Raw genomic sequence first — 23,602 nt, forward strand, 5'->3', positions numbered from 1 at the left:
ATGATTGTAACCCCTTAGGCCTATAAAACCGGTTTTCCAATAGTTTCAATAATGTGATACGGTAATGGTATGGGTATTTCGATTTTACAGAATTTTACTGTTATGATTTAATTATACAGGCTAAGCCATAGCTATTGTTTACTTTTGTGGTTTTTAGTACAAAAGGCATAAGGGCCATGGCAGTGAAGCGACTTTCTTTCAACTTGAAACAAATTTCTTGGTATCGGTATTATAGAAATCTGTTTTTAAAGAACCCAAATAGGCTATTAGCGTTTAAAGGAACCATCGTTATTGGTTCACTTGTTATTTTGATGATGGTTTTGGGGTTGCCATTTTATGCGGTAACATTGGGCCTTGGTGCACTTGCGGGAGCTCTCTCTGAAACCGAGGACCACCCGAACGGACGATTAAAGTCCATGGCCTTGAAAGTTTTAAGTTTTGCTATATCAAGTTTTTCGGTAGAGTTGTTACAACCTTATCCTATCCTTTTGGGGCTGGGGCTGTCCCTTTCAACGATTGCCTTCATTTTACTGGGCGGTATTAGTGAGCGTTTTCGAGGAGTGACCTTTGGAGCATTGCTCATTGGGGTTTATACGATGATCGGGGCACCAATTAGTCCTAATTGGTATTTGCAACCGATCCTACTTTCATTAGGAGCTTTTATTTATGGCGCTTTTTCATATGTAATTTTACTTTTAAAACCTTACAGCCTCATGAATCAACAGTTGGCAATAGGGTTTTATGCGCTATCGGATTATTTTAATGAAAAATCCAAACTTTTTCCAAGTGACGGACAACGGGATAAAGCGATAAGGGCAAAACTGGCCCTGTTGAACATACAGATCGTTGAGGCTTTGGATACTTGTAAGGAAGTTCTGAACAGCTATGGGGAGTCACTAAAAAATCAGCAACCGTTACAACCTTATTTGCACTATTTCATGGTTTTACAAGAATTGCATGAACGGGCTACTTCAAGTCATGAACGGTACGATCTATTGACTACGAACCCTGCAAATATCGAATTGATCGGGGGTATCGATCAATTACTGCACGAGTTGGCCCTTGCCACTAAAAATTTTGCTGAAAGTTTACTTACCGGTAGTCCTTACGAGCATCCCAAGGCATTAGGCTGGTTGATAGGGACCATTAACGGATTACTGAAAGCCGATAAATCAAAAGGTACGCTTTCTTTGCGTTTATTGATTAAAAACCTGACCCAGTGTAACGAAACATTAAAACATATTCATGAGAATTATGACCAGGATTCCTTGCCTAAATTAGAAAAAGATACCCGTTCCTATTTTAAAAGATTAAAATCACAATTAAATAGTAAGCACCCCAGAATGCGACATGCCTTAAGATTAAGTCTGTCTTTTTTAATTGGGTTCGCTGTCTATCAATATTTTGGTTTGGCCAAAGGGGAATGGATCGTCCTTACTATATTGTTTGTATTGCAACCCAGTTTTAGTGAAACACGAAAACGATTGTTAGAAAGGACTATAGGTACCTTGTTGGGGGTGGTCATTGGTGTTCTGGTCATTCGATTATTCTCTTTTTCCGGGCAAATAGTGCTTTTGGTCACTTCGGCTTATTTATTTTTTATTTGGATGAAACGCCGTTACTCCGTTGGGGTTATTTTCATTACTATTTTCGTGCTGTGTGCCTTCAATATAATGTCGGATAAAGGGGTAGAGGTAATGGCGCCTCGTTTAATCAATACACTTATAGGGGCTTTTATCTCGTTTGTTGTAGTTCGCTTTTTGTGGCCCGAATGGCAGTACAAAAAATTACCCGGCTTACTAAGTGAGGTCGTTCATAAAAACACAGCTTATTTTAAGGCTATTTTAGAAGAATATCAAAATCCGACTACCGACGATTTAAATTACAGAATAGCAAGGAGAGAAGCACATAGGGCCGATAATGCCTTGGTCAAGGTCTGGCAAAACATGCAGTTAGACCCTCAAAAACAGCAACAATTGAACAAAACGGCTTTTAAGCTTACCTATCTGAACCATGCCTTGTTATCTTATTTATCGGCTTTAGGGGCACACAGAACACAACAAAAAACGGAAACCTTACAAATATTGGTATTTGAAAATGAAATTTTAAAAGCACTGGATGACGCCTTTAATTGGTTGACCGCACAAAACATAAAAGAAATAGAACCGATTGAAAATACACTGAGGGATATTAGCGATAAATTGCTAACTACGAACAAGGACATAACCCAAATGCAATATATCTTACTTTACAATATTGTACACGTAACCATGCAAATACTTGAGCAGGCTAAATTGTTCAACCTAACGAAAACCGCTAATTAAAGTTGGAAAATATTGAAAATAAGGAGCTAAGGGTTAAAGGGTTTGTTTTGTAAAGAAGACTACCATCGTTTCCGGAGTTCGAATTATAAAGGAATACAGAAAATAATCATAAAAGCCCTGACAGAATCGTCAGGGCTTTTTATTTTTGCAGCATGAAATATAGGAGATTAACAAAGCAACAATTTGAGGAGTTGCATCAAGAGTTTATAAATTTTTTGGCAACTCAGTCCATTACAGGAGAGGAATGGAAGCAACTAAAGACCGACAAGCCAGAAGTGGCAGAAGAGGAGTTGGATGTTTTCAGTGACCTGATTTGGGAAGGGGTCTTGAACAAGGTTACCTATTTGGAGAATATTTCGGCCCAACAAATGCATTTGTTCGAGTTGACGGACAAGGAAATGAAATTGATTTCCGTTAAGGTGATGAACCCAAAAATAGATCTACAGACAACCGTCGGGTTCAATTGGTTCAAGAAAAATTGGCAATCCGATTTTGTAGATTATCTCACGGCCTCGAAGGCCTACGGGGAGGATAAAAACCTGGATAAATTCAATTTGATCCAACAAGGTGCTGTAATCACAAAAGGTGATCTGTACAAATGGTTCGATAGTATGATCGAGGTCAATTAAAGACATTTCCGCAAAAGCAGGAAACCACAAAACCATATATTTGCATTAGAAAAATACCAAATGGCACAAAAACCTAGTATACCTAAAGGAACCAGAGACTTTTCACCTACCGAGATCGCTAAGCGCGATTATATTTTTGGGGTAGTGAAAAAGCATTTTAAGATTTTTGGATTTCAACCGATTGAAACCCCATCTTTCGAAAATTCGGAAACTTTGATGGGTAAATATGGGGATGAAGGTGACCGTTTGATCTTTAAGATTTTGAATTCGGGGGATTTTTTGAATAAGGTAGATGAGGCCACTTATAGCACAAAAGACTCAAGGTCTTTAACCTCTAAGATTTCAGAAAAGGCTCTGCGTTATGATTTGACCGTACCTTTTGCCCGTTATGTGGTCATGCACCAGAATGAAATAGATTTTCCATTTAAACGGTATCAAATACAACCGGTTTGGCGGGCCGATAGACCTCAAAAAGGACGATTCAGGGAGTTTTACCAATGTGATGCGGACGTGGTCGGTGCAAATTCCCTTTTACAGGAAGTTGAATTGATCCAGTTGTATGATTCCGTTTTTTCAGATTTGAAATTGGAAGGGGTAACCATAAAATTGAACAACCGTAAAATACTTGCTGGTATAGCTGAGGTTATTGGGGCCCATGATAATTTGGTCAATTTCACAGTGGCCTTGGATAAATTGGATAAAATCGGGGTAGAAGGGGTCAAAATAGAAATGTTGGCCAAGGGTATTTCTGAAGAAGCGATTGCAAAGGCGGCACCACTTTTTGAACTTTCTGGGGATAATGCCTCCCAGTTACAGGCCCTGAAAGATTTATTGATCCAATCGGAACAAGGAAGTAAAGGGGTAGAGGAGCTCGGATTTATCATCAATGCCATGGAGCATTTGCAATTGCAATCGGCAAATCTTGAAATCGATGTAACGCTGGCTAGAGGGCTTAACTATTATACAGGGGCAATCTTTGAGGTAGCTGCGCCAAAAGGCGTTAAAATGGGTTCAATTGGCGGCGGAGGGCGTTATGATGACCTTACAGGTATATTCGGACTTAAAGATGTGAGTGGTGTAGGTATTTCATTTGGTTTGGATCGTATTTATTTGGTTCTGGAAGAATTGGGTCTATTTCCCGAGACATTGAACAAATCATTGGATGTACTATGCATCAATTTTGGTGAAAACGAATCAATGGCGGCGTTATCTTTAGTGACCAAGCTTCGAAAGCAAGGGGTTACTGCAGATGTATACCCAAGTAAGGCCAAAATGCAGAAGCAGATGAAATATGCCAATAATCGTAAAGTTCCTTATGTGGTATTGATCGGTGAAAATGAAATGAACACCAATACTTTCGTTGTCAAGGAAATGGCCAGTGGTGAGCAACATACTTATGGTCTTGACCAAATAAATGATTTTATTAAAAGGCTATAACTTTTTTTTAATGGCCTTGATGATTGTTTTGTAATAGTCCACACTGTGTGGAACATATTTCTTTAGGTTGGCCAACCCCCAAGTTTCCTCAGAAAATTTCAGGAGGGGAACAAGTGATAAAGTTTCGACTTCGGAATCCTGTTTTGATAAGAGGGAAAAAGGTACTTTCAACTCACAGATATATGTGTGGTGGAATTCACAATCCGTCAAGTTTTCATTGTGTTTTTGGATGGATTTGAAAACCCCGATTTTTTCTAGTTCACTTACAGGGATATCCAAGCCTATTTCTTCCGAAACTTCCCGCGTTGCAGAGAGTTCATAACTTTCCCCTGCACCTACATGTCCGGCTACCGAAACGTCCCAAAGTAGGGGATGGGTATCCTTGTCTTTTCCTCTTTGCTGTAGTAATATTTTTCCGTTTTTGGTATAAAACCAAACATGGACCGTTGGGTGGAACAGTCCATGTTTATGTGCTTCGGATTTCATGGCCGTTTTTCCGGTGAAGTTGCCTTCAGCATCCAATATATCAACCAATTCATCCATAATAAAAATATCTAATACAGCCTATCAATCAAAATAACTGAAAGTCTCACCGTCTTTAATGTTCAGAACCGTTTCATAGATTAAACGGATTACGTTTTCAACATCGTCTTTATGAACCGTTTCCACTGTAGTGTGCATATAACGCAAGGGTAAGGAGATAAGGGCCGAAGCTACGCCACCGTTGCTATAGGCAAAGGCATCGGTATCGGTTCCCGTAGATCTGGAAGCTGCCATTCGTTGAAAAGGGATTTTATTGGCTTCGGCAGTTTCTATGATACGCTCCCGTAGTTTGTTCTGTACCGCTGGGGCGTAGGAAATAACAGGTCCTGCACCTATTTCGGTATGGCCCTCGGTCTTTTTCTCGATCATTGGGGTGGTCGTATCGTGGCACACATCGGTTATGATCGCGACATTGGGTTTAATGGTTTGGGTAATCATTTCCGCACCTCGCAACCCTATTTCTTCTTGAACGGAATTAGTAATGTACAATCCGAAAGGAAGTTTCTTTTTGTTTTCATGCAGTAGACGTGCAACTTCGGCTACCATAAAGCCACCGGCCCTATTATCAATAGCACGGCAAACGAATTTGTCCTTATTAAGAATTTGGAATTCATCCGGATAGGTGATTACACAACCTACATGAACACCCATTTTCTCTACTTCTTTTTTGTCTTTTGCTCCTATATCAATGAAAATATTATCGAGTTTTGGAGGTTCTTCCTTGGCTTTGTTCCTAGTGTGAATGGCCGGCCAACCAAAGACCCCTTTTACAACACCGTTTTTCGTATGGATGTTCACCCATTTAGACGGGGCAATCTGATGGTCACTGCCTCCATTTCGAATTACATATAAAAGTCCGTTGTCCGTTATGTAGTTCACGTACCAGGAAATTTCGTCAGAATGCCCTTCTATCACTACTTTAAATTCAGCATCCGGATTAATTACACCAACGGCAGAACCATAGGTGTCGGTAATGAAGGTGTCTACATAAGGTTTTAGATAATCCATCCAAATTTTTTGACCTTCCCATTCATAACCCGTAGGTGCTGCGTTATTGAGGTACTTTTCTAAAAAATCCATCGATTTTTTATTGAGAATTTTCTTTGAAGCCATATATAATAATTTTGTACACAAACTTAACAATATTCGATCTTAATAAGTAATAACCGTGGTTAATAATCGTTAATTTTGGCAAGGCTTTTGTATTTGGTCCCATGATGGTAAATAGATTTCTATTTTTTGTTTTCGGTCTTTTTACGCTACTTGTTTCTGCACAAGTGGAAGAACAGCCTTTGGATTCGATTGCGGAGAAAATGATCATTATAGAAGGCGATTCTATTGTCTATAGTTCCATTCCCCTCGAAGAGGTTTACGTATTCAGTAAATTGAATTTTAAATCCTATAAGGCAAAACTCAGGTATTATATTTTAAGAAGAAAGACCATTAAAGTATTCCCATATGCCAAGTTGGCCGCAGAACGATTACAGGAGCTGAACGACAGTCTTTCAAAAATAACAAAAACCCGTAAGCGTAAAAAATACACAAGGAAGGTACAAAAGTACATTGAAGGCGAATTTTCAGATGAGCTTAAGAAAATGACCCGGACCGAGGGACAGATCCTTGTTAAACTTATTTATAGGCAAACCGGTCATACAGCTTTTGGATTAGTAAAGGAATTGAGAAATGGTTGGCGTGCTTTTTGGTACAATACCACGGCAAAAATGTTCGATATTAGTTTAAAAGAGGAATACGACCCGAAAAATGTCGAGGAGGATTATCTAATTGAGGATATTTTACAGCGTGCTTTTGCTGCCGGTAAGTTGGAACGCCAGAAATCCGCTTTGGATTTTGATTATATGGATTTAGAGAACAGGTGGAACTCGGTAAGCTCAAAAAGCAACTAAACGAACTTAATTAAATATTTCGGGGTTATTTCTACTTTTTCGGGGTGTTGAACAAGGCGTTCATAATTATATGAACACTGTAAAAACCCATTGCAATAGCTGCTATGGCTAAAATAATACCAAAAATGAGTACGGGGATATATAGGAAATGCCCTTGGTTTTTAAAGGCCTGCCATAATACCACTGGAGCGGTAAACATTAAAATAAAGGTGTAAATAAAGTGTTTTACCCCTTTGACTAAAAGGTCTCTATCGGTTTTCATGATAATGGAAATCTTGCTGTAAAATTATCAAATCTGACTTAATGTACATGGTTAAAAGGAGTCATATTTATTCTATGGTAACCGTTTCTTTATATTCTTGACATAAAGCAAAATAACCCAGTGCGATATTATCGGCATCCGTCAGGTTAACAATGTTTCCCCTAACCGTAGCAGCTGGTGTAGAAAACGGTCCTTGGTCCCCACCACTTTGAACGATCAATTGGTTCATGTAGTTGTAAAAGGCTTCATCTGTGCCTAAAATACTTATTTCCAATTCCCTACCAGGTTCTAGTCCGTCTTCATAGAAATAAGAAAATTCAAAGGACTGTCCTTGGTAAAAGGTATCTTCGGATACGAGGTATTTATCAAAATCAAAATCAAAAAGGTAGAAATCATCACGAGTTGCTTCATCGGTATATGAAACTACTATTTCGGTTTCATCCTCAGAGAATAAAGAGCCATCTCCTTGTCTTAAATCATCAAATGGTACGGTGGGCACAAAGGAGGTAGTTGCCTCATATTGTTCGTTATTATATGTGATGTTCAATAGATATTCTCCTTGTGTCAGTGCTTCCGTAGGCCAATTAATAACATAAATACCAGAGCCCATTGGCTGTTCTTCAAGTTCTGCTGAAATATTGGTCGTGGTACTCATAAGTTGTATGTCGTCTAACACGGCCGGACCTATTTCCTCAAAGAAAGATGTGGTTTCAGTGGCCTTGACCTCAATTCGGGTAGAAGATAATCCGGTATCGATACGAATCAGTGCATCGATGGACAAGCGGGTGGTATCTGTAGGTACATCTACTTCGATAACATCCTCACAGCTTAACGAAATAAATAATAGGGTCAATATTAATGTATATTTTTTCATGGCCTAAAATTTAAAATTATAGGTTACTGCCGGTACGATTCCGAATATCGAAGTGCGAACCGCTTCATTCACATTGGTATCTTCATTTCTACTAAAAGAAATGGATGCGGCATTTTTTCTGTTGTAAACATTATAAAGGCTAAATACCCATTCTCCCTGTAATTTTCGATTCTTGTTCTTTCTGGGTGTAAGACTTGCCGAAAGGTCAAGGCGATTATAACTGGGCAACCTTTCCTGGTTTCGTTCTCCGTAATAGGGAACGGTCATTCCTTGAAATTCATATTGGCCAATGGGGTAATTCGTGGGTTGTCCCGTTTGAAAAACAAAATTGGCATTAAAACTCCATTTTTCATTCAAGCCATAATTTCCGTAAACCGAGATGTCATGCGTTTTGTCATAGGGGGTATTGTACCATTTACCGTTATTGATCCCTGTTTCAGATGAATTTCTTCCAGGGGTTCTCTGTTCTGATTTTGATAAGGTATATGCAAGCCATCCTTGTAGTTTACCAATATTCTTTCGAAATAGGAATTCCAATCCATAGGCCCTTGCTTCACCATTCAGGATAACTTGTTCAATGGCATCATTCGCAATAAGGTTTGCCCCATCAATATAATCGATACGGTTTTGAATGTCTTTGTAGAACAACTCTGTCTCTACAGAGTAATCGCCTTCTTTAAGGTTTTGAAAATACCCCATGGCATATTGATCCAAGAGTTGGGGTTCTATAAAAGGGCCACTAGGTGTCCAAACATCCAAAGGAGTGGGCGAACTGGTATTCGAAATCAAATGCAGGTATTGTGCTAAACGGGTGTAACTGGCTTTAAGAGAGCTATTATCATTTATTAGGTACGATAAGCTGAACCTTGGTTCAAGATTGGTGAACTTGGCCAAACTTTCACTTCTCTTAGGGGTTAAAACATCTATAGGGTCGGCTTCTTGGTAAATTTGAATCGTGGAATTGAAAAGAACCGGGTTATTATTTTCATAAACATTCAATTCGTCTTGTCCCAAACGGTTGAAATAACTGAGTCTCAAGCCATAACCCAGACTGAGTTTTGGGGTCACCTGGTGTTCCACATCTACATAGGCTGCAAACTCATTGGCGTATTTTTGAATGAGTTGGTCTTCAAGAATTCCCGAACTGGAATTACTGGGTTCTATTTTACCGGGATTAAAGCGATAATAGATATTGTTAAGACCGTAATTAATACGAAGTTGATCATTAAGATAATGCTTCAGGTCGTACTTTACATTAAAATTTTGAATTCCCGAATTCCAATTGAAACCAACAAAATCCAACTTAAGTCCATAATAATAATCGGAATAGATCAAAGAAAGATTGGAAAACAATTTACTGGAGAACAAATGGTTCCAACGGAAATTGCCTACGGCATTTCCATAGGTATTTACAAAACTATCGCTGATACTGAAGACATCCCTACCGAAATAACCCGACAAAAATATGTTGTTGTTCGGGTTTATCTTGAAGTTTATTTTGGTGTTCAGATCATAAAAATATGCTGTATTGTCAACATCGAAAAGGGGTAGGAAAAGGTGGGCATACGACGATCTACCGCCGATTAGGAAGGCGGCCTTGTCTTTTTTCAGAGGGCCTTCAACCAGTAGACGACTGGCAACCAAGCCAATTCCGCCGTTTACCTTGAGTTCCTTGCTATTTCCTTCTTTCTGAAAGATGTCGAGTACCGAAGAAAGCCTACCCCCGTAGCGTGCAGGAATGCCCCCTTTATATAATTTGATATCTTTTATGGCATCGGGATTGAATACCGAGAAAAAACCGAAAAGATGTGAAGAGTTGAAAATAGTGGCCTCATCGAGTAGAATAAGATTCTGGTCCACGGCACCACCCCTAACATTAAACCCAGAAGAACCTTCCCCGGCATTTGTTACACCCGGTAGTAGTAAGATAGATTTGATAACGTCGGCTTCGCCCAAAATAACGGGAATTTTCTTGATGGTGCCAACTGACATGGTGTTTACGCTCATTTGAGGTTTGCGTATATCCAATTTATCACTGGTGTCGGTAACGATGACTTCGTCCAATTGCTCAGCTTCTTCAACCATAAGAAAATTCAATTTACTGTTTTCTGTTAGATTGATGCTTTGTATTTGATCTTGGAACCCTAGATAACCTACTTGTATTTGGTATTCCCCTTTGGGCAATGTAATGGAATAAAAGCCGTATTCATTCGTGGTAACGCCGGTATTAAGTTCTGGGACGGCTATGGTTACCCCGATCATGGTTTCGTTGCTCGAGGCTTCCGAGACCGTGCCACTGAGTGTGAATTTTTGCTGGGAAAAGAGAAGACAGGAAAAAAGGAAATATAAACTGGAAAAACAGAGCAGCCTTTTATTCATTGATACGAATTTTAGTAAAAATAAAAAGAATTAAAAGGATTTTAATGTATTAACGTTTATTTAAAATAAAAAACCCTTGGTGCTGACCAAGGGTTTTACGATTTGAATATTACTACGTTAAATGCCCTTTAATATGGCATTTAGGGTATTACTTGGTCTCATTGCACGGGCAACAAGGTCAGCGTTGGGCAAATAGTACCCCCCGATGTCTTGAGGACTGCCTTGGGCGTCTAATAATTCTTTGACTATCTGGGATTCTTTGCCTTTCATTTCTTCTGAAACTTTAGAAAAAACATTTTTTAGGGCAGCATCCTGATCTTGGTTGGCAAGGGCCTCTGCCCAATACATAGCCAAATAGAAATGACTTCCCCGTGTATCCAATTCCATTACTTTCCGTGAAGGTGATTTATCGTTCAACAAGAATTTTTCAGTGGCCTTGTCAAGGGTGTCACCTAAAATACGTGCTTCAGGATTGTTGTTCTTTTCACCGTAAAAGTCCAAAGAGACACCTAATGCAAGGAATTCCCCCAAGGAATCCCAACGTAGATGGCCTTCTTCCAAAAATTGCTCTACGTGCTTAGGTGCGGAACCTCCCGCACCGGTTTCAAAAAGTCCGCCTCCCTTCATAAGAGGTACTATTGAAAGCATTTTAGCACTTGTGCCTACTTCAAGAATAGGAAAAAGATCCGTTAAGAAATCACGAAGAACGTTACCTGTTACAGAAATCACGTCTTTACCTTCCTTAATCTGTTTTAAGGTAAAATTTGTGGCTTCGATCGGGGAAAGAATTTTTATGTCCAAACCTGATGTATCATGGTCTGGTAAATAAGAATTTACTTTTTTGATCAATTCCCTGTCATGGGCCCTTTCATTGTCTAGCCAAAAAACAGTAGGGATTTCAGAGGCACGGGCTCTGGATACAGCTAATTTTATCCAATCTTGAATTGGGGCATCCTTTACTTGGCACATTCTCCAAATATCCCCTTTTTCAACTGTGTGTTCAATTAAAACTTCTCCGGAGTTAATATCCACGATGGCTACCTTACCGTCATTCGCGATTTCGAAGGTTTTATCGTGGGAGCCATACTCCTCGGCTTTTTGGGCCATAAGTCCAACATTGGGTACAGTACCCATAGTAGTTGGGTCAAAAGCCCCGTTTTCTTTGCAAAAATCAATGGTTGCGGAATAAATACCCGCATAGCTGCTATCGGGAATAACGGCTTTTGTGTCTTGTGCTTTACCTTGCGCATTCCACATTTGACCTGAATTTCGGATCATTGCTGGCATTGAGGCATCAATAATAACATCGCTGGGCACATGAAGGTTGGTTATGCCTTTATCGGAATTGACCATGGCCAGGTCAGGTCCTTGATCTATGGCTTTCTTGATATCATTTTCAATCTCAGTCTTTTTATCCCCGGGCAACTCATCCAATTTATCCAATAAACTTTCCAATCCGTCATTGGCACTAATGCCTATCGCATCAAAGTCAGATTTGTATTTGGAGAATACATCTTTAAAAAAAACCTTTAAGGCATGGCCAAAAATGATAGGGTCGGAAACCTTCATCATTGTGGCTTTCATATGTATGGAGAATAAAACGCCTTTTTTCTTGGCATCTTCAATCTGTTCGGTCAAAAAAGCAACCAATGCTTTTTTGCTCATAACCGTACCATCGATGATTTCACCTGCCAAAAGGGGAATGTTCTCTTTTAGAACGGTAACGGTACCATCATTGGCTTTCAATTCAACCTTTACATTGGTGGCTGAAGGGAGGGTGACCGATTTTTCGTTCGATTTGAAGTCCCCATGATCCATAGTGGCTACATGCGTTGCAGAATCTTTACTCCAGGCACCCATTGAATGTGGATTCTGTTTCGCATAGTTTTTTACTGCCTTAGGGGCCCTACGGTCAGAATTCCCTTCGCGAAGTACGGGGTTTACCGCACTACCTTTTATTTTGTCGTATCTTATTTTGATTTTTTTATCCGCATCGTTTTTTGGGTCATCCGGATAATCGGGTAGGGCATACCCTTTGCTCTGTAGTTCTTCGATTGCCTCGTTCAATTGAGGGATAGAAGCACTGATATTCGGTAATTTGATAATGTTCGCTTCTGGCATTTTTGCCAGTTTCCCTAAGGATTCCAGGTCATCATCTTTGCGCTGGTCCTCCGTTAAGAATTCGGGAAATGCAGCAAGTATTCTAGCTGCTAAAGAGATATCCTTAGTTTCAACGGTAATGCCCGAGGTCTTGGTAAAAGCTTGCACTATAGGTAAGAAAGATTGGGTTGCTAAGGCTGGCGCCTCATCTGTTTTGGTATAAAAAATTTTTGGCATTTAAAAAAGTTTTAATTTTAGTGCTGTAAATATACAATTTTATGGTTGCCACCAGTTTTTGGGTCGCCTATAATTTATAAAGAATAAACATAATTTTGTGAAGTGGAAAATTGTTCTTGGCAGACCTTGAGCATTAAATAAACAAAAGCCATATCACTGTACGAGTACAATTGATATGGCTTTTTAGAAATAGTTTGAAAATATATGTTCTGAATTTACATCAAAACCGCAACCAATGATTGCCATCTCCAAAACCATTTCAACGTTTGTAATACGTGATTGTTCTTAATTTTTCAACCAAGTAACTCCTTTGTATTATTTCTTACTGTTCAAATATCCCATATTTAATATATAACCTAAAGTTTTATACCTATATAAAGATATTAACACTTATACCTTGTGGACTTTACCCCTCGGTTTTATGTTGTTTTAGCTTTCGATAATTTTTAGAACGAATTCTATAACCTCTACTAACTAAGACCGAACAATAATATAAAGAACGTAAACTTTATAATGGTTCAATAATTTACCCCTAAGGGTTTTTCTTAAACCATGAAGTAAATATAAGATGAATATATCGTAATTCAAAGAATTAAAAATCAACACCTTATGAACTTAGGTTATTAACAATTGTTCATAAAAAAACACCTCATGGTAGTGAGGTGTTTTTAAATTATATTGTAGCTCTTTTTTAAGAACGAACTTCCTTGATTCTTGCTTTCTTACCAGTAAGACCTCTGAAGTAGTAAATTCTAGCTCTACGTACTTTACCTTTTTTGTTAACTTCAATTTTCTGCAAAGCAGGCAAATTGATTGGGAATATACGCTCAACGCCAATAGTACCTGACATTTTACGAATAGTAAAGGTTTCTGTCGCTCCAGTGCCTCTTCTTTGGATTACTACCCCTTTGAAGAACTGGGTACGTGTTTTCTCACCTTCTTTAATCTCATAGTATACGGTAATCGTATCACCGGCAGAGAATTCAGGAAATTCTTTTTTAGAAATGAACTCGTTTTGTACGAAGTTGATTAATGATTCCATTGTTTTCTTTTACAATTAGATTAGACTAACATTCACGATTTTCGTCAGAGGTTAATTTAACAGGGTGCAAAAATACGCTATAAATTAAAACCCACAACATTTTGACTTATTTTTTCTTTCCCTGTTCGAGTTTTTATTTTTTTGGAGTCGCCAGCACGTTCATGGCGAACCCTATGGCAAAAACGATAATGAAAATGCTACTTGCTATAGATAAAAGTCCTTGTGTTTTGACTATTTCCATACTACCCATGGTTCCTGCCAGTACGCTTAAAAGTGGTCGTGAAAGAAAAATCATTGTACCCAATAGGCTCCCTATGGTCATTAGGAGTGTTCCTATGGATTTTAGTTTTACGTAATAAGCGATCGAAAAAACCAAGATGGCCGCTTGTGCCAAGAATCCGAATACTCCTCCTATAGTAAAATAAATTTCGTAGCTCTCCATGTTTATTGATCTTTTAGAAGGTCTGGTCGTAATCTTTTTGTTCTATTGTAAGCTTCATTTTCCCGCCATTCCTCGATTTTAGGAAAATTGCCGCTAAGGAGAACTTCGGGGACTTTTAGTCCTTTGTATTCTGATGGTCGTGTGTAAACGGGAGGTGCAAGCAAATTGTCCTGAAAGGTATCGGTGAGTGCGGAAGTCTCATTACTGAGTACGCCGGGAATAAGACGAATAACGCTATCACATACGATGGCAGCTGCCAATTCACCACCGGAAAGCACATAATCCCCAATAGAGATTTCTTTGGTGATAAAGGCATCCCGAACCCTTTGGTCCACTCCTTTGTAATGACCGCATAGAATGATGATATTTTCAACTAAAGACAATGTGTTGGCGGTTTTCTGGTTTAAAGTTTCCCCATCAGGGGTCATATAAATGATTTCATCATAATCCCGCTCTGCTTTTAAGGCAGAGATGCATTTGTCTATGGGTTCAATCATTAATACCATTCCTGCACCGCCACCAAATTGATAATCATCAACCTGGTTGTAACTTTTATCGGTATAGTCACGTAAATTATGCATGTGAACTTCTACCAAGCCTTTCTCAATGGCTCGCTTTAAAATGGAAGCTTCAAACGGACTCTTCAATAATTCTGGTAATACGGTAATGATATCTATACGCATGTGAGATGGTAAATCTGATTTATTCTGGGGTCCAAAAGTAATGAAAACAATCAATGTCTTTCTTCCAGCCCAGTTTTTCATATAATTTCTGTGCGGGGTTATCGATGGCCGTCTCAAGGGCCAGGCCTTTTGCACCTTCTGCCATACAGAATTCCTTGGCTCTGTTCAACAGGGCTTCTCCGATTTGCCTATTTCTAAAGTCATTAAGCACGAATAAATCGTTCAAGACAAAAAAAGGCTGCATTGAGACTGAGGAAAACATGGGATAGAGTTGCGTAAAGGCTACAGGCTTATTTTTATGATATGCAAGAAAAATAACAGACTCATTCTTTCGGAGACGTTTTGTTAAATATTCCTTTGCACCATTTATGTCACTTTCTTGTTTATAGAATATGCGATATTGGTCGAATAAGGGAATTATTTGTTCCATATCCTTTAAAGTTGCTTTTTCAATCCGCATCATACCTCTTGCAAAAAAAAGCTCCGTTAGGAGCTTTGATTATTTTGATTTTTTATACTTATTTATCTCATCTTGCAGTTGTCTACTTATTTTTTGTTCCCTTTCCAAGGCCCTTCGTCTATGATCCTCATATTCGATTTCGAGCTCTGAAAGAGCGGTTTTGGCTTCTTGAGTCAGTATATTGCTTCTTCTGAACTTGTATACAAAAAGAAGGAAGAACAAGAGAAGGCACCCGATAATCGTCCAAAGAATGAAATTGTAAGTGCCTTTGGAAACAAGTATGCCGAAAAACGACATACTGTCCTTTTCCTCAGTTACAGAGGCCAAACTATTGGTTGTTTCCTCCAATTTTTTGTTCAAAGAGGAAATGGTTACTTCATGGCCCGAAATAGTGGCATTGAGTTCTGCGGCCTTTTTACTGGCAGCACTTAGTGAATCCAATACGTTCTTGCGTAATTTATCCAGTGATATGATCCTGACTACCTCATATCGTTTTCCATCAGCCCTATAATTGCCCGATTTCGTATAGATATAATCGAACTGGCTATCTATGGTACCTTTGTCCAGGGATAATTCTTCAGTTGTTGTCGTTTCTTCTTGGGCATTATGTAGGTTAAATGAAAATAAAGCCAATAAAAGAAGTAGTGTTTTTAGTAAACCTTTCATTTTAAAAGAGTTCTAGTTTTAGTAAATGATTTAGAGGGAACTAAAGTACTTCAATATTATCAATTTAGAAAGAAAATTGATCATATGCTACTTATACCTAATGAACGGTACGGTTCCTTTTTAATTGTATCTTTTATACGTAAAGTTTAATAATAGGTAAATCTACGCACCTTGGCAATATACTTGGCCAAACGTATCACTTGATGGGAATAACCATATTCATTGTCATACCAAATATAAAGCACGATATTTTTACCGTTTTCAGAAACAATGGTCGCTTTGCTGTCATAGATAGATGGTGCGGACGTCCCCACAATGTCAGAAGAAACCATTTCCTTACTGAGTGAGAATTTTATTTGTTCTACAAGATCACCTTCAAGGGCATATTTCTTTAAGATGGTGTTCAGCCCTTCCAGTGAGGTACTGTTTTTAATATCCAGATTTAAAATGGCCAATGATCCATTGGGCACGGGAACACGAATGGCATTCGATGTTAATTTTCCATCTAAGGAGGGTAATGCCTTGGCAACAGCTACCCCGGCCCCTGTTTCTGTTATGACCATATTCAAGGCAGCTGCGCGGCCTCTTCTATATTTACCGTGCATGTTGTCTACCAGATTTTGGTCATTCGTATAGGCGTGTATGGTTTCTAAATGTCCTTTTTTTATTCCCAACGAATCTTCGACCACCTTTAGAATCGGGGTAATGGCATTGGTGGTACAGGATGCTGCGGAGAATATATCGTTATTGTCCGGGTCATATTCCAAATGGTTAACGCCATGGACTATATTGGGTACTTCTTTTCCAGGAGCTGTCAGCAATACCTTGGAAATACCTTTGGATTTTAAATGTCGGGATAATTGTTCTTTGTTTCTGAAAGCTCCGGAGTTGTCTATCATAAGTGCGTTGTTAATGCCATATATGCTATAATCAACATCTTCTGGTTGATTGGCACTTATTATATGTACCGTAGTGCCATTGATAATCAAGGCACTATTTTTGGCGTCAATCTCCACAGTTCCTAAAAACCTGCCATGTACTGAATCGGTACGTAGTAAGTTCGCTCTTTTTTCAAGGATATCTTTAGAAATGCTACCGCGGGTAACGATGGCTCTTAGTCGTAATTGGTTGCCCTTTCCGGTTTTGGCCATTAATTCACGGGCCAATAACCTACCAATACGACCAAAACCATATAGAACAACATCCTTGGGTTGTATTTCTTTTGCACTTTGGGCATTTTTTAATTTGCCGAAGACAAAGGCCTTAATATCATTATAGTTATTGTCTTCAGAATGATATTCATAGGTTAATTTACCAATATCCAACTTTGCTGGCGGAAGTTTAATATCCTTTATGGCCCTTAATATTTCAATGGAATCGAAAATGGAAATCGGTTTCTGTACAAATTCACCGGCATATTCATGTAAGTGAATGATATCGCTTACACTTCTGTCAATAATCTGGTTTTTGAACAAAACAACTTCAATAGCTTTGTCGTACCATAAGTCACTGGTGATTTTTATGAATTCGGTGGTTGCTTTTCTACGATCGGCCTGGAAGGCCAGTTCTTTTTCGTATGATTTTGTGTTTGACATAATTTGTTAAGTTGAGTTCTAGTTTTTCCAAAAATATATATTTCAAACGTTATAGTTACTCAACTTCGTATCAAAAAAAACACCCTGACTTTGGTCAGGGTGTCTTGTTTTTTAGAAAAATATTGGGTTTACTGGAAGATAAGCCGTTCTTTTTCCCCTTTTTTGTTGATCATGGTTATACTTGTTTTTCCATATCTGGAAATACGGCCAAAAAGTGTCTTGGCTTCTTGTATATCGTTTATTTCCTCGTTATCCACAGAAAGAAGTACTTTTCCGTCTAGACCGTAACCACGATAGGTTTCAGGTACCCCGACTATTTTAACCCCTTTTTTGGTCTTGAAGGCTTTCTGGTCCTTCTCGGTCAGGTTTTTTACCTCAAGTCCCATTACGGGAACGAATAAGGTTTGTCTTTCCTTGATAGTAACCGGTAGCGTCAATTGTTCCCCTTCACGATCAATGGTTACATTCAATTCGTCACCTGGTCTTTTGGTTGAAAGGTAACCGGTTAAATCGGCAAATTTATGTACTTCGATTTCATCGATGGCTTTGATTATATCCCCTGCCTTTAGATCTGCTTCATCCGCGCCGGATTCTTCTTCAATGTCCTCGATATAAACACCATCAATTTCATTTATTCCTTTTTCAATGGCATAAGGGGTGTTTATCGAAACTGTTTTTATGCCTAAAACGCCTTTTTGAACACTTCCGAATTCCATAATATCATCAATGACTTTCTTTGCAATATTGCTGGGAACCGCAAAAGAATAACCTACGTATGATCCTGTTTGCGAAGAAATAGCAGTATTGATTCCGATTAGGTCGCCGTTGGTGTTTACCAAAGCCCCACCACTGTTTCCTGGATTCACCGCTGCATCGGTCTGTATGAACGATTGGTTATTGTTCATTAGCGCTCGTGCCTTTGCACTCACTATACCAGCTGTTACTGTAGAGGTTAGATTAAAGGGGTTGCCAACGGCCAATACCCATTCACCTACCTTTACATGGTCAGAATCCCCAAAAGCTAAATACGGCAAAGGTCTTTTCGCGTCTATTTTTAATAAAGCGATATCAGAATTTGGATCAGTACCGACCAATTCCGCGTCGTATGTTTTATTGTTATTCAAGGTCACTTGTAATTGACTGGCCCCTTTAATTACATGATTATTGGTCACTATGTGTCCGTCTGGCGATATAATAACACCGGATCCCGTTCCTATCTGTGCTTTTTGGTTGCCTTCGTATCCGTAGAAAAACTCCATTAAACTAGATGGTCCCCTGCTGATCGTTACATTTTTTACGTGTACTACTGCATTTACGGTGGTCTCTGCTGCCGAAGTAAAATCAACTTCATTGATGCCTGCGCCTTTTGCAGAGGTCGGTGAGTAGCTGGAATTGATTATGGATGATGAATTATCATCGGTCACAACTGCATAATTCGTTCTTTCGAAAAATAGTTTGTAAGCGCCTAATGTAATCGCCCCTGCAAAAAGTGCAATAACGAATGAACTCCCTATTTTCTTCATACTTAAATAATATTTTGTTAATACACTATTATATAAATTCATTGTAAAATTAATAGAATTTGATATTCTCCATTTGGAGTTTAACTACTTTTTAACTGCCAATAAACCCTTAAAATTACGCTATATTTGGGGCATGGAAATAAATACAGCACTTACTTTTTATAAATATCAGGGAACAGGAAATGATTTTGTCATGGTTGACAATCGTACGGATAGCTTTCCTAAAAACGACACTGAATTGGTTGCCAAGCTTTGTGACAGAAGGTTCGGAATAGGTGCCGATGGACTCATCCTTTTGGAGAATGATCCTACTTTGGATTTTAAAATGGTTTATTACAATGCAGACGGGAACGAAGGTTCAATGTGTGGTAATGGGGGGCGCTGTTTGGTGGCTTTCGCGAATTTTCTGGGCATTTTTTCCTCAGAAACCAAATTCAATGCTGTAGATGGAGCGCACTCCGCTACCATAGAAGGTGATATCGTGGAACTTAAAATGGGTGATGTAACTGAAATTAAAATAAAACCCAATTATTACTTCCTTAATACGGGCTCTCCCCATCATGTGCAATTAGTCAGCGAAATACAAGACCTTGACGTTTTTAAAGAAGGCTCAAAGTTGAGGTATGGGCTCTATGGTGAAAAAGGTAGTAATATCAATTTCGTAGAACCTTTAGACAATGGTGCTTTTGCTGTGAGAACCTATGAACGAGGGGTTGAGGACGAGACCCTTTCTTGTGGCACTGGAGTAACGGCAGTAGCTATTGCAATGCATAAGTCGGGTAGGGTTTCATCAGACATTGTAAATATCGAGGCCCAAGGCGGTAAGCTGCAGGTTCGGTTCTCTGTTGATGCTAAAGGGTATTCGAACGTACATCTAAAAGGTCCGGCAACACAAGTTTTTAAAGGTGAGGTTAAATGGTAAACTTGCAAGGGGAACATATTCGTTTAAGGGCACTTGAACCTACGGATCTTGACTTTCTTTATGAGTTGGAGAATAATACCGATCTTTGGGAAATCAGCGGAACCACAACACCGTATTCCAAGCATGTCTTGAAACTTTATTTAGATAATGCCCATCGGGATATCTATGATGTAAAGCAGTTGCGATTATGTATTGTTAAAGAAAATAAGGTGGTGGGACTAATTGATTTATTCGATTTTGATCCACAGAATAAAAGAGTAGGAGTAGGGATAGTGGTCTTGGATGATAAAGAAAGAAATAAAGGAATTGGTACTGAAGCTGTCTCCCTTTTGACCGATTACGTTTTTCAGGTTTTGGGGCTTCGACAGTTATATGCCAATGTTTTGGAGGAAAATGCTGCCAGCCTTTATCTGTTCAAGAAACTGGGATTTGTTGAAGTTGGCATAAAAAAAGATTGGATTTTTTCTAACGGTATGTTCAAAAACGAAATATTACTACAAAAGATTAAGGCGTAATGTATATTAAGAGGATTTTATTGTTATTGGTCTTATTGGGATTGGTTATCGGTGGTTTTTTTGCTTATAAGGTGTATGATGCGGTATTTTCACCGAATACCGATTTCAATAATGAAGAAGCCTTCGTTTACATACCTACTGGGGCGAATATTCAGGATGTTAGTCTGTTATTGTCTCCATTACTCAAAGATACGGGGTCGTTTGTCCAGATTGCCGAACGCAAAGGTTATGCCTCAAACATCAAAGGAGGAAAATACAGTATTAAGAAGGGGATGGGTAACAATGATATCGTAAATTCATTAAGGAGTAAGAACATTCCGGTGAAGGTATCGTTCAATAATCAAGAGACATTGGCAGATTTGGCCGGGCGGATATCTTCCCAGATTGAACCGGATAGCCTTGCATTGCTAAAAGTTTTGGGGGATTCGGAATTTTATTCGGCCAACGGTTTCAATGGTGATAATAGGATAGCCATGTTCATTCCCAATAGTTATGAATTTTTCTGGAATACCTCTGCCGAAAAATTCAGGGATCGTATGTTAAAAGAATACAACCGATTTTGGAATGAGGAAAGAAGGGGCAAGGCGAAAGCTTTAGGGCTCACACCGAATGAAGTAGTTTCCCTGGCGTCTATAGTACATAAAGAAACGGCCAAGGTTGATGAACGTCCTAGGGTGGCCGGCGTATATTTAAACAGAATCCGGAAGAATATAAAACTACAGGCGGATCCTACGGTAATATTCGCTTTAAAAAAGCATACAGGAAACTTTGATACGATAATAAAAAGGGTTTTGTACAAAGACCTGGAGATAGATTCCCCGTACAATACCTATAAATATGCAGGTATTCCACCAGGACCGATTACCATGCCCGATATTTCTGCAATAGAGGCTGTTTTGAATCCGGAAAATCACGGTTATTATTATTTTGTCGCCAATGTGGAAAACTTCGGATATCATAAATTCGCAAAAACACTTGCGCAACACAACCGAAATAAAGCGCAGTACGTCCGATGGATTAATAGTCAAAACATTAATAGATAGGTAAATAATCGAAATTTAAGGACTTGTTAACTAATAAATGACATTTTTAACAAAGCCTTCTGATCATACCCTTGTAACCGCCATATCTTTGCAGCGTGAAATTTAAGCAAACCCTTTTTTGGTTGTAAGTCTTAAGAAAATAGAGATATGAGAAGATGTATATTCTTTTTTAGTTCTCTTATCATGCTATTGGTTTTTGTAAGTTTTAGTGGTTTGTCTTTAGATACGACAGTACCGAGAACTTTAAAAGTCGATGAACCTACTGAAGTTTTGTTTCCCAAAAACAAAACTGTTTTGGCACCCGCCATGGTAACACCACCTTTTTTAGGTAGTACGTTTCATGGTTTTAAAGAAGCCTTGGCGTTCAAAGAATCGTCAGGGAATTATTTTGCGACAAATACCTTAGGGTATTTGGGAAAATACCAGTTTGGTATAAACACCTTGGAGTTAATGGGTGTTTACAACTCTTCGGTATTTCTTAATGATCCTAAATTGCAGGAAAAGGCATTTGAAACCAATATTGCACGCAATAAGTGGATCATGCGTAGGGATATTAAGAAATACGTTGGTACAAGTATCAAAGGCGTTGAGATCACCGAATCTGGAATGTTGGCTGCAGCTCACTTAGCAGGACCGGGAAATGTAATGAAATATTTACGTTCATATGGAAAAATCAATTTCAAGGATGCCTACGGTTCTACTATTGTGAATTATTTGAGAAAATTCTCAGGTTACGATATTTCATTGGTAATGCCAAGACGTAACCCGAAAGTGTAAAGTTTTATTTTAATATGAAAATGGTAGGCCCCGACGGAAACGTCGGGGTTTATTTTTTTAGCCTTGAATGATAAAAATAGCAGGCCTCTTATTTAGGTCTACCGAAGAATTCTGCCATTCGGAAATACTTTGCGTTAGAATGAACTCCGTAGCTAAGGTAATATCGCAGGCAATACATAGTTTAGTACTTTTTGCCAAGGTTTTGATTAATTCCTTGAACAATTTGTCGTTTCTATAAGGGGTTTCGATGAAAAGCTGTGATTGCCTACTGTCCATCGATTTCCTTTCTAAGGATTTTATTGCTTTCTTACGTAAGGCCGCATCTATGGGCAAATAACCGTTAAAGGCAAAATTCTGCCCGTTCAGGCCACTTGCCATTAAGGCTAAAACGATAGAGGAAGGCCCTACCAATGGTACAACTTGTATGTTTTTTTGATGGGCTATACGTACAACATCGGCACCGGGATCGGCAATACCTGGGCAACCGGCTTCGGAAATAACCCCAACATCCATTCCCTCAAGGCATGGTTGTAAAAAAGAGGGGAGGGTTTCCGGTTCGGTATATTTGTTCAGTACTTCTATTTTTAGGCTCGGTTGCGATTTTCGTGGATAAATTTTCTTTATGAAATGTCTTGCGGACTTTTCATTCTCAACAATATAATGATCAACAGCTTCTATGACCCTTTTTATTGAAATGGGCAGAACTTCCAATGGCTCATTATCACCCAATGTAGTAGGTATCAAATAGAGTTTTCCTTTGGGTTTGTCGCTACTTTCCATAGGCGGTTACTTATTTTTCAATTTATCTGCTATAATCGTACAGGCTTCATCAATAAGATGAAAAACATGTTCAAAACCGTTATCATCATAATAAGGGTCGGGAACTTCGTTCGGTTGCGCTTTGATTTCATCGAGCAGTAGCTTTACTTTTTGCTTATGTCCTTCATTTTGGGCAAGTGCTATGACATTCCTGTAATTGCTTTTGTCCATCACATAGATCAAATCGAACACTTCAAAATCGTCCGCTGAAAATTGACGACATCTTTGATGGCTAATGTCGATATTGTATTTAAGGCCAACGGAAATACTTCTACTGTCGGGCTTACTGCCGATGTGATAACCCCCCGTACCCGCCGAATCTACCTGAACTTCATCACTGTTTACCTTGTCTTGGAGAATACCTTCGGCCAATGGTGACCTACAGATGTTTCCAAGGCAGACCATTAAAACCTTTGTAGCCATTAA

The 23,602-nt window shown here is 38.9% G+C and carries 23 protein-coding genes; 8 read left to right on the top strand and 15 right to left on the bottom strand.

The window, feature by feature from the left end; genetic code table 11:
- The first annotated feature begins 176 nt into the window (after positions 1-176).
- From yccS to hisS, 3 genes are all read left to right on the top strand, one after another.
- Positions 177-2,324 (top strand): YccS family putative transporter, encoded by a 2,148-nt coding sequence (gene yccS, locus R3X28_RS06780; protein ID WP_317663507.1) that lies wholly within the window; start codon positions 177-179, stop codon positions 2,322-2,324.
- Between the two features lie 152 nt (positions 2,325-2,476).
- Positions 2,477-2,953: a DUF6495 family protein gene (locus tag R3X28_RS06785; RefSeq protein WP_282055142.1), complete on the top strand. Its 477-nt coding sequence runs from the start codon at positions 2,477-2,479 to the stop codon at positions 2,951-2,953.
- Positions 2,954-3,013: 60 nt separating this feature from the next.
- Complete coding sequence (hisS, locus tag R3X28_RS06790) at positions 3,014-4,390, top strand: histidine--tRNA ligase (RefSeq protein ID WP_317663510.1); 1,377 nt, start codon at positions 3,014-3,016, stop codon at positions 4,388-4,390.
- Here the strand turns inward: hisS and R3X28_RS06795 are convergent.
- Positions 4,385-4,933 (bottom strand): NUDIX hydrolase, encoded by a 549-nt coding sequence (locus tag R3X28_RS06795; RefSeq protein ID WP_317663512.1) that lies wholly within the window; start codon positions 4,931-4,933, stop codon positions 4,385-4,387. The genes hisS and R3X28_RS06795 overlap by 6 nt on opposite strands.
- A 24-nt stretch (positions 4,934-4,957) precedes the next feature.
- A complete protein-coding gene (locus R3X28_RS06800; RefSeq protein WP_317663514.1) occupies positions 4,958-6,046 on the bottom strand; it encodes a M42 family metallopeptidase in 1,089 nt (362 codons plus the stop codon).
- A gap of 104 nt (positions 6,047-6,150) precedes the next feature.
- On the opposite strand from R3X28_RS06800, the gene R3X28_RS06805 reads away from it, so the two are divergent.
- The gene (locus R3X28_RS06805) at positions 6,151-6,837 is read left to right on the top strand and encodes a DUF4294 domain-containing protein (protein WP_154370069.1); all 687 of its coding nucleotides are present in this window, start codon (positions 6,151-6,153) and stop codon (positions 6,835-6,837) included.
- Positions 6,838-6,868: 31 nt separating this feature from the next.
- Here the strand turns inward: R3X28_RS06805 and R3X28_RS06810 are convergent, their stop codons facing one another.
- The 11 genes from R3X28_RS06810 to R3X28_RS06860 all read right to left on the bottom strand — a co-directional run bounded on the left by R3X28_RS06810 (position 6,869) and on the right by R3X28_RS06860 (position 19,100).
- Positions 6,869-7,099 (bottom strand): DUF6095 family protein, encoded by a 231-nt coding sequence (locus R3X28_RS06810; protein WP_317663516.1) that lies wholly within the window; start codon positions 7,097-7,099, stop codon positions 6,869-6,871.
- 67 nt (positions 7,100-7,166) lie between these two features.
- A complete protein-coding gene (locus R3X28_RS06815) occupies positions 7,167-7,973 on the bottom strand; it encodes a DUF4249 family protein (protein ID WP_317663518.1) in 807 nt (268 codons plus the stop codon).
- 3 nt (positions 7,974-7,976) lie between these two features.
- Positions 7,977-10,352 carry a TonB-dependent receptor gene (locus tag R3X28_RS06820; RefSeq protein WP_317663519.1) on the bottom strand — a complete coding sequence of 792 codons (2,376 nt, stop codon included), beginning with the start codon at positions 10,350-10,352 and terminating at the stop codon, positions 7,977-7,979.
- 117 nt (positions 10,353-10,469) lie between these two features.
- On the bottom strand, positions 10,470-12,689 hold the full coding sequence (locus tag R3X28_RS06825) for an NADP-dependent isocitrate dehydrogenase (RefSeq protein WP_317663521.1): 2,220 nt from the start codon (positions 12,687-12,689) through the stop codon (positions 10,470-10,472).
- A 691-nt stretch (positions 12,690-13,380) separates the two neighbouring features.
- Positions 13,381-13,731, bottom strand: a complete 351-nt coding sequence (gene rplS / locus R3X28_RS06830; protein ID WP_154369471.1) for a 50S ribosomal protein L19 — start codon at positions 13,729-13,731, stop codon at positions 13,381-13,383.
- A gap of 133 nt (positions 13,732-13,864) precedes the next feature.
- Positions 13,865-14,173, bottom strand: coding sequence for a hypothetical protein (locus R3X28_RS06835; protein ID WP_154369469.1), 309 nt, complete (start codon positions 14,171-14,173; stop codon positions 13,865-13,867).
- Between the two features lie 2 nt (positions 14,174-14,175).
- The gene (trmD, locus tag R3X28_RS06840) at positions 14,176-14,856 is read right to left on the bottom strand and encodes a tRNA (guanosine(37)-N1)-methyltransferase TrmD (RefSeq protein ID WP_154369468.1); all 681 of its coding nucleotides are present in this window, start codon (positions 14,854-14,856) and stop codon (positions 14,176-14,178) included.
- 19 nt (positions 14,857-14,875) lie between these two features.
- Positions 14,876-15,286: a GNAT family N-acetyltransferase gene (locus R3X28_RS06845; protein ID WP_246200222.1), complete on the bottom strand. Its 411-nt coding sequence runs from the start codon at positions 15,284-15,286 to the stop codon at positions 14,876-14,878.
- A gap of 69 nt (positions 15,287-15,355) precedes the next feature.
- Positions 15,356-15,982 carry a tRNA (guanine-N1)-methyltransferase gene (locus tag R3X28_RS06850; protein ID WP_154369464.1) on the bottom strand — a complete coding sequence of 209 codons (627 nt, stop codon included), beginning with the start codon at positions 15,980-15,982 and terminating at the stop codon, positions 15,356-15,358.
- Positions 15,983-16,128: 146 nt separating this feature from the next.
- A complete protein-coding gene (locus R3X28_RS06855) occupies positions 16,129-17,577 on the bottom strand; it encodes a glyceraldehyde-3-phosphate dehydrogenase (protein ID WP_154369462.1) in 1,449 nt (482 codons plus the stop codon).
- Between the two features lie 128 nt (positions 17,578-17,705).
- Positions 17,706-19,100 carry a S1C family serine protease gene (locus R3X28_RS06860; protein WP_154369460.1) on the bottom strand — a complete coding sequence of 465 codons (1,395 nt, stop codon included), beginning with the start codon at positions 19,098-19,100 and terminating at the stop codon, positions 17,706-17,708.
- A 133-nt stretch (positions 19,101-19,233) separates the two neighbouring features.
- Here R3X28_RS06860 and dapF point away from each other — a divergent pair, with 133 nt between their 5' ends.
- From dapF to R3X28_RS06880, 4 genes are all read left to right on the top strand, one after another.
- On the top strand, positions 19,234-20,022 hold the full coding sequence (gene dapF, locus R3X28_RS06865) for a diaminopimelate epimerase (RefSeq protein WP_154369458.1): 789 nt from the start codon (positions 19,234-19,236) through the stop codon (positions 20,020-20,022).
- A complete protein-coding gene (locus R3X28_RS06870) occupies positions 20,016-20,537 on the top strand; it encodes a GNAT family N-acetyltransferase (protein ID WP_154369456.1) in 522 nt (173 codons plus the stop codon). The genes dapF and R3X28_RS06870 overlap by 7 nt, the downstream gene beginning before the upstream one ends.
- On the top strand, positions 20,537-21,580 hold the full coding sequence (gene mltG / locus R3X28_RS06875; protein ID WP_154369454.1) for an endolytic transglycosylase MltG: 1,044 nt from the start codon (positions 20,537-20,539) through the stop codon (positions 21,578-21,580). Before R3X28_RS06870 ends, mltG begins: the two co-directional genes overlap by 1 nt.
- Positions 21,581-21,727: 147 nt before the next feature.
- A complete protein-coding gene (locus R3X28_RS06880; RefSeq protein ID WP_317663532.1) occupies positions 21,728-22,357 on the top strand; it encodes a hypothetical protein in 630 nt (209 codons plus the stop codon).
- Positions 22,358-22,414: 57 nt separating this feature from the next.
- Here R3X28_RS06880 and R3X28_RS06885 read toward each other — a convergent pair whose 3' ends face one another.
- Together R3X28_RS06885 and R3X28_RS06890 are read right to left on the bottom strand one after the other, a co-directional pair.
- On the bottom strand, positions 22,415-23,137 hold the full coding sequence (locus R3X28_RS06885) for an SAM-dependent methyltransferase (RefSeq protein ID WP_317663534.1): 723 nt from the start codon (positions 23,135-23,137) through the stop codon (positions 22,415-22,417).
- A 6-nt stretch (positions 23,138-23,143) separates the two neighbouring features.
- Positions 23,144-23,599: a low molecular weight protein-tyrosine-phosphatase gene (locus tag R3X28_RS06890; protein ID WP_317663536.1), complete on the bottom strand. Its 456-nt coding sequence runs from the start codon at positions 23,597-23,599 to the stop codon at positions 23,144-23,146.
- Positions 23,600-23,602: the final 3 nt, after the last annotated feature.

Origin of the sequence: Maribacter sp. TH_r10 (assembly GCF_033101095.1) — a bacterium.
Taxonomy (GTDB): Bacteria; Bacteroidota; Bacteroidia; order Flavobacteriales; family Flavobacteriaceae; genus Maribacter_A; species Maribacter_A luteus.

Excerpts from the sequence above, each read along its gene's own strand:
- yccS (WP_317663507.1), top strand. The coding sequence starts at position 177 with ATGGCAGTGAAGCGACTTTCTTTCAACTTGAAACAAATTTCTTGGTAT.
- R3X28_RS06785 (WP_282055142.1), top strand. The coding sequence starts at position 2,477 with ATGAAATATAGGAGATTAACAAAGCAACAATTTGAGGAGTTGCATCAA.
- hisS (WP_317663510.1), top strand. The coding sequence starts at position 3,014 with ATGGCACAAAAACCTAGTATACCTAAAGGAACCAGAGACTTTTCACCT.
- R3X28_RS06795 (WP_317663512.1), bottom strand. The coding sequence starts at position 4,933 with ATGGATGAATTGGTTGATATATTGGATGCTGAAGGCAACTTCACCGGA.
- R3X28_RS06800 (WP_317663514.1), bottom strand. The coding sequence starts at position 6,046 with ATGGCTTCAAAGAAAATTCTCAATAAAAAATCGATGGATTTTTTAGAA.
- R3X28_RS06805 (WP_154370069.1), top strand. The coding sequence starts at position 6,151 with ATGGTAAATAGATTTCTATTTTTTGTTTTCGGTCTTTTTACGCTACTT.
- R3X28_RS06810 (WP_317663516.1), bottom strand. The coding sequence starts at position 7,099 with ATGAAAACCGATAGAGACCTTTTAGTCAAAGGGGTAAAACACTTTATT.
- R3X28_RS06815 (WP_317663518.1), bottom strand. The coding sequence starts at position 7,973 with ATGAAAAAATATACATTAATATTGACCCTATTATTTATTTCGTTAAGC.
- R3X28_RS06820 (WP_317663519.1), bottom strand. The coding sequence starts at position 10,352 with ATGAATAAAAGGCTGCTCTGTTTTTCCAGTTTATATTTCCTTTTTTCC.
- R3X28_RS06825 (WP_317663521.1), bottom strand. The coding sequence starts at position 12,689 with ATGCCAAAAATTTTTTATACCAAAACAGATGAGGCGCCAGCCTTAGCA.
- rplS (WP_154369471.1), bottom strand. The coding sequence starts at position 13,731 with ATGGAATCATTAATCAACTTCGTACAAAACGAGTTCATTTCTAAAAAA.
- R3X28_RS06835 (WP_154369469.1), bottom strand. The coding sequence starts at position 14,173 with ATGGAGAGCTACGAAATTTATTTTACTATAGGAGGAGTATTCGGATTC.
- trmD (WP_154369468.1), bottom strand. The coding sequence starts at position 14,856 with ATGCGTATAGATATCATTACCGTATTACCAGAATTATTGAAGAGTCCG.
- R3X28_RS06845 (WP_246200222.1), bottom strand. The coding sequence starts at position 15,286 with ATGGAACAAATAATTCCCTTATTCGACCAATATCGCATATTCTATAAA.
- R3X28_RS06850 (WP_154369464.1), bottom strand. The coding sequence starts at position 15,982 with ATGAAAGGTTTACTAAAAACACTACTTCTTTTATTGGCTTTATTTTCA.
- R3X28_RS06855 (WP_154369462.1), bottom strand. The coding sequence starts at position 17,577 with ATGTCAAACACAAAATCATACGAAAAAGAACTGGCCTTCCAGGCCGAT.
- R3X28_RS06860 (WP_154369460.1), bottom strand. The coding sequence starts at position 19,100 with ATGAAGAAAATAGGGAGTTCATTCGTTATTGCACTTTTTGCAGGGGCG.
- dapF (WP_154369458.1), top strand. The coding sequence starts at position 19,234 with ATGGAAATAAATACAGCACTTACTTTTTATAAATATCAGGGAACAGGA.
- R3X28_RS06870 (WP_154369456.1), top strand. The coding sequence starts at position 20,016 with ATGGTAAACTTGCAAGGGGAACATATTCGTTTAAGGGCACTTGAACCT.
- mltG (WP_154369454.1), top strand. The coding sequence starts at position 20,537 with ATGTATATTAAGAGGATTTTATTGTTATTGGTCTTATTGGGATTGGTT.
- R3X28_RS06880 (WP_317663532.1), top strand. The coding sequence starts at position 21,728 with ATGAGAAGATGTATATTCTTTTTTAGTTCTCTTATCATGCTATTGGTT.
- R3X28_RS06885 (WP_317663534.1), bottom strand. The coding sequence starts at position 23,137 with ATGGAAAGTAGCGACAAACCCAAAGGAAAACTCTATTTGATACCTACT.
- R3X28_RS06890 (WP_317663536.1), bottom strand. The coding sequence starts at position 23,599 with ATGGCTACAAAGGTTTTAATGGTCTGCCTTGGAAACATCTGTAGGTCA.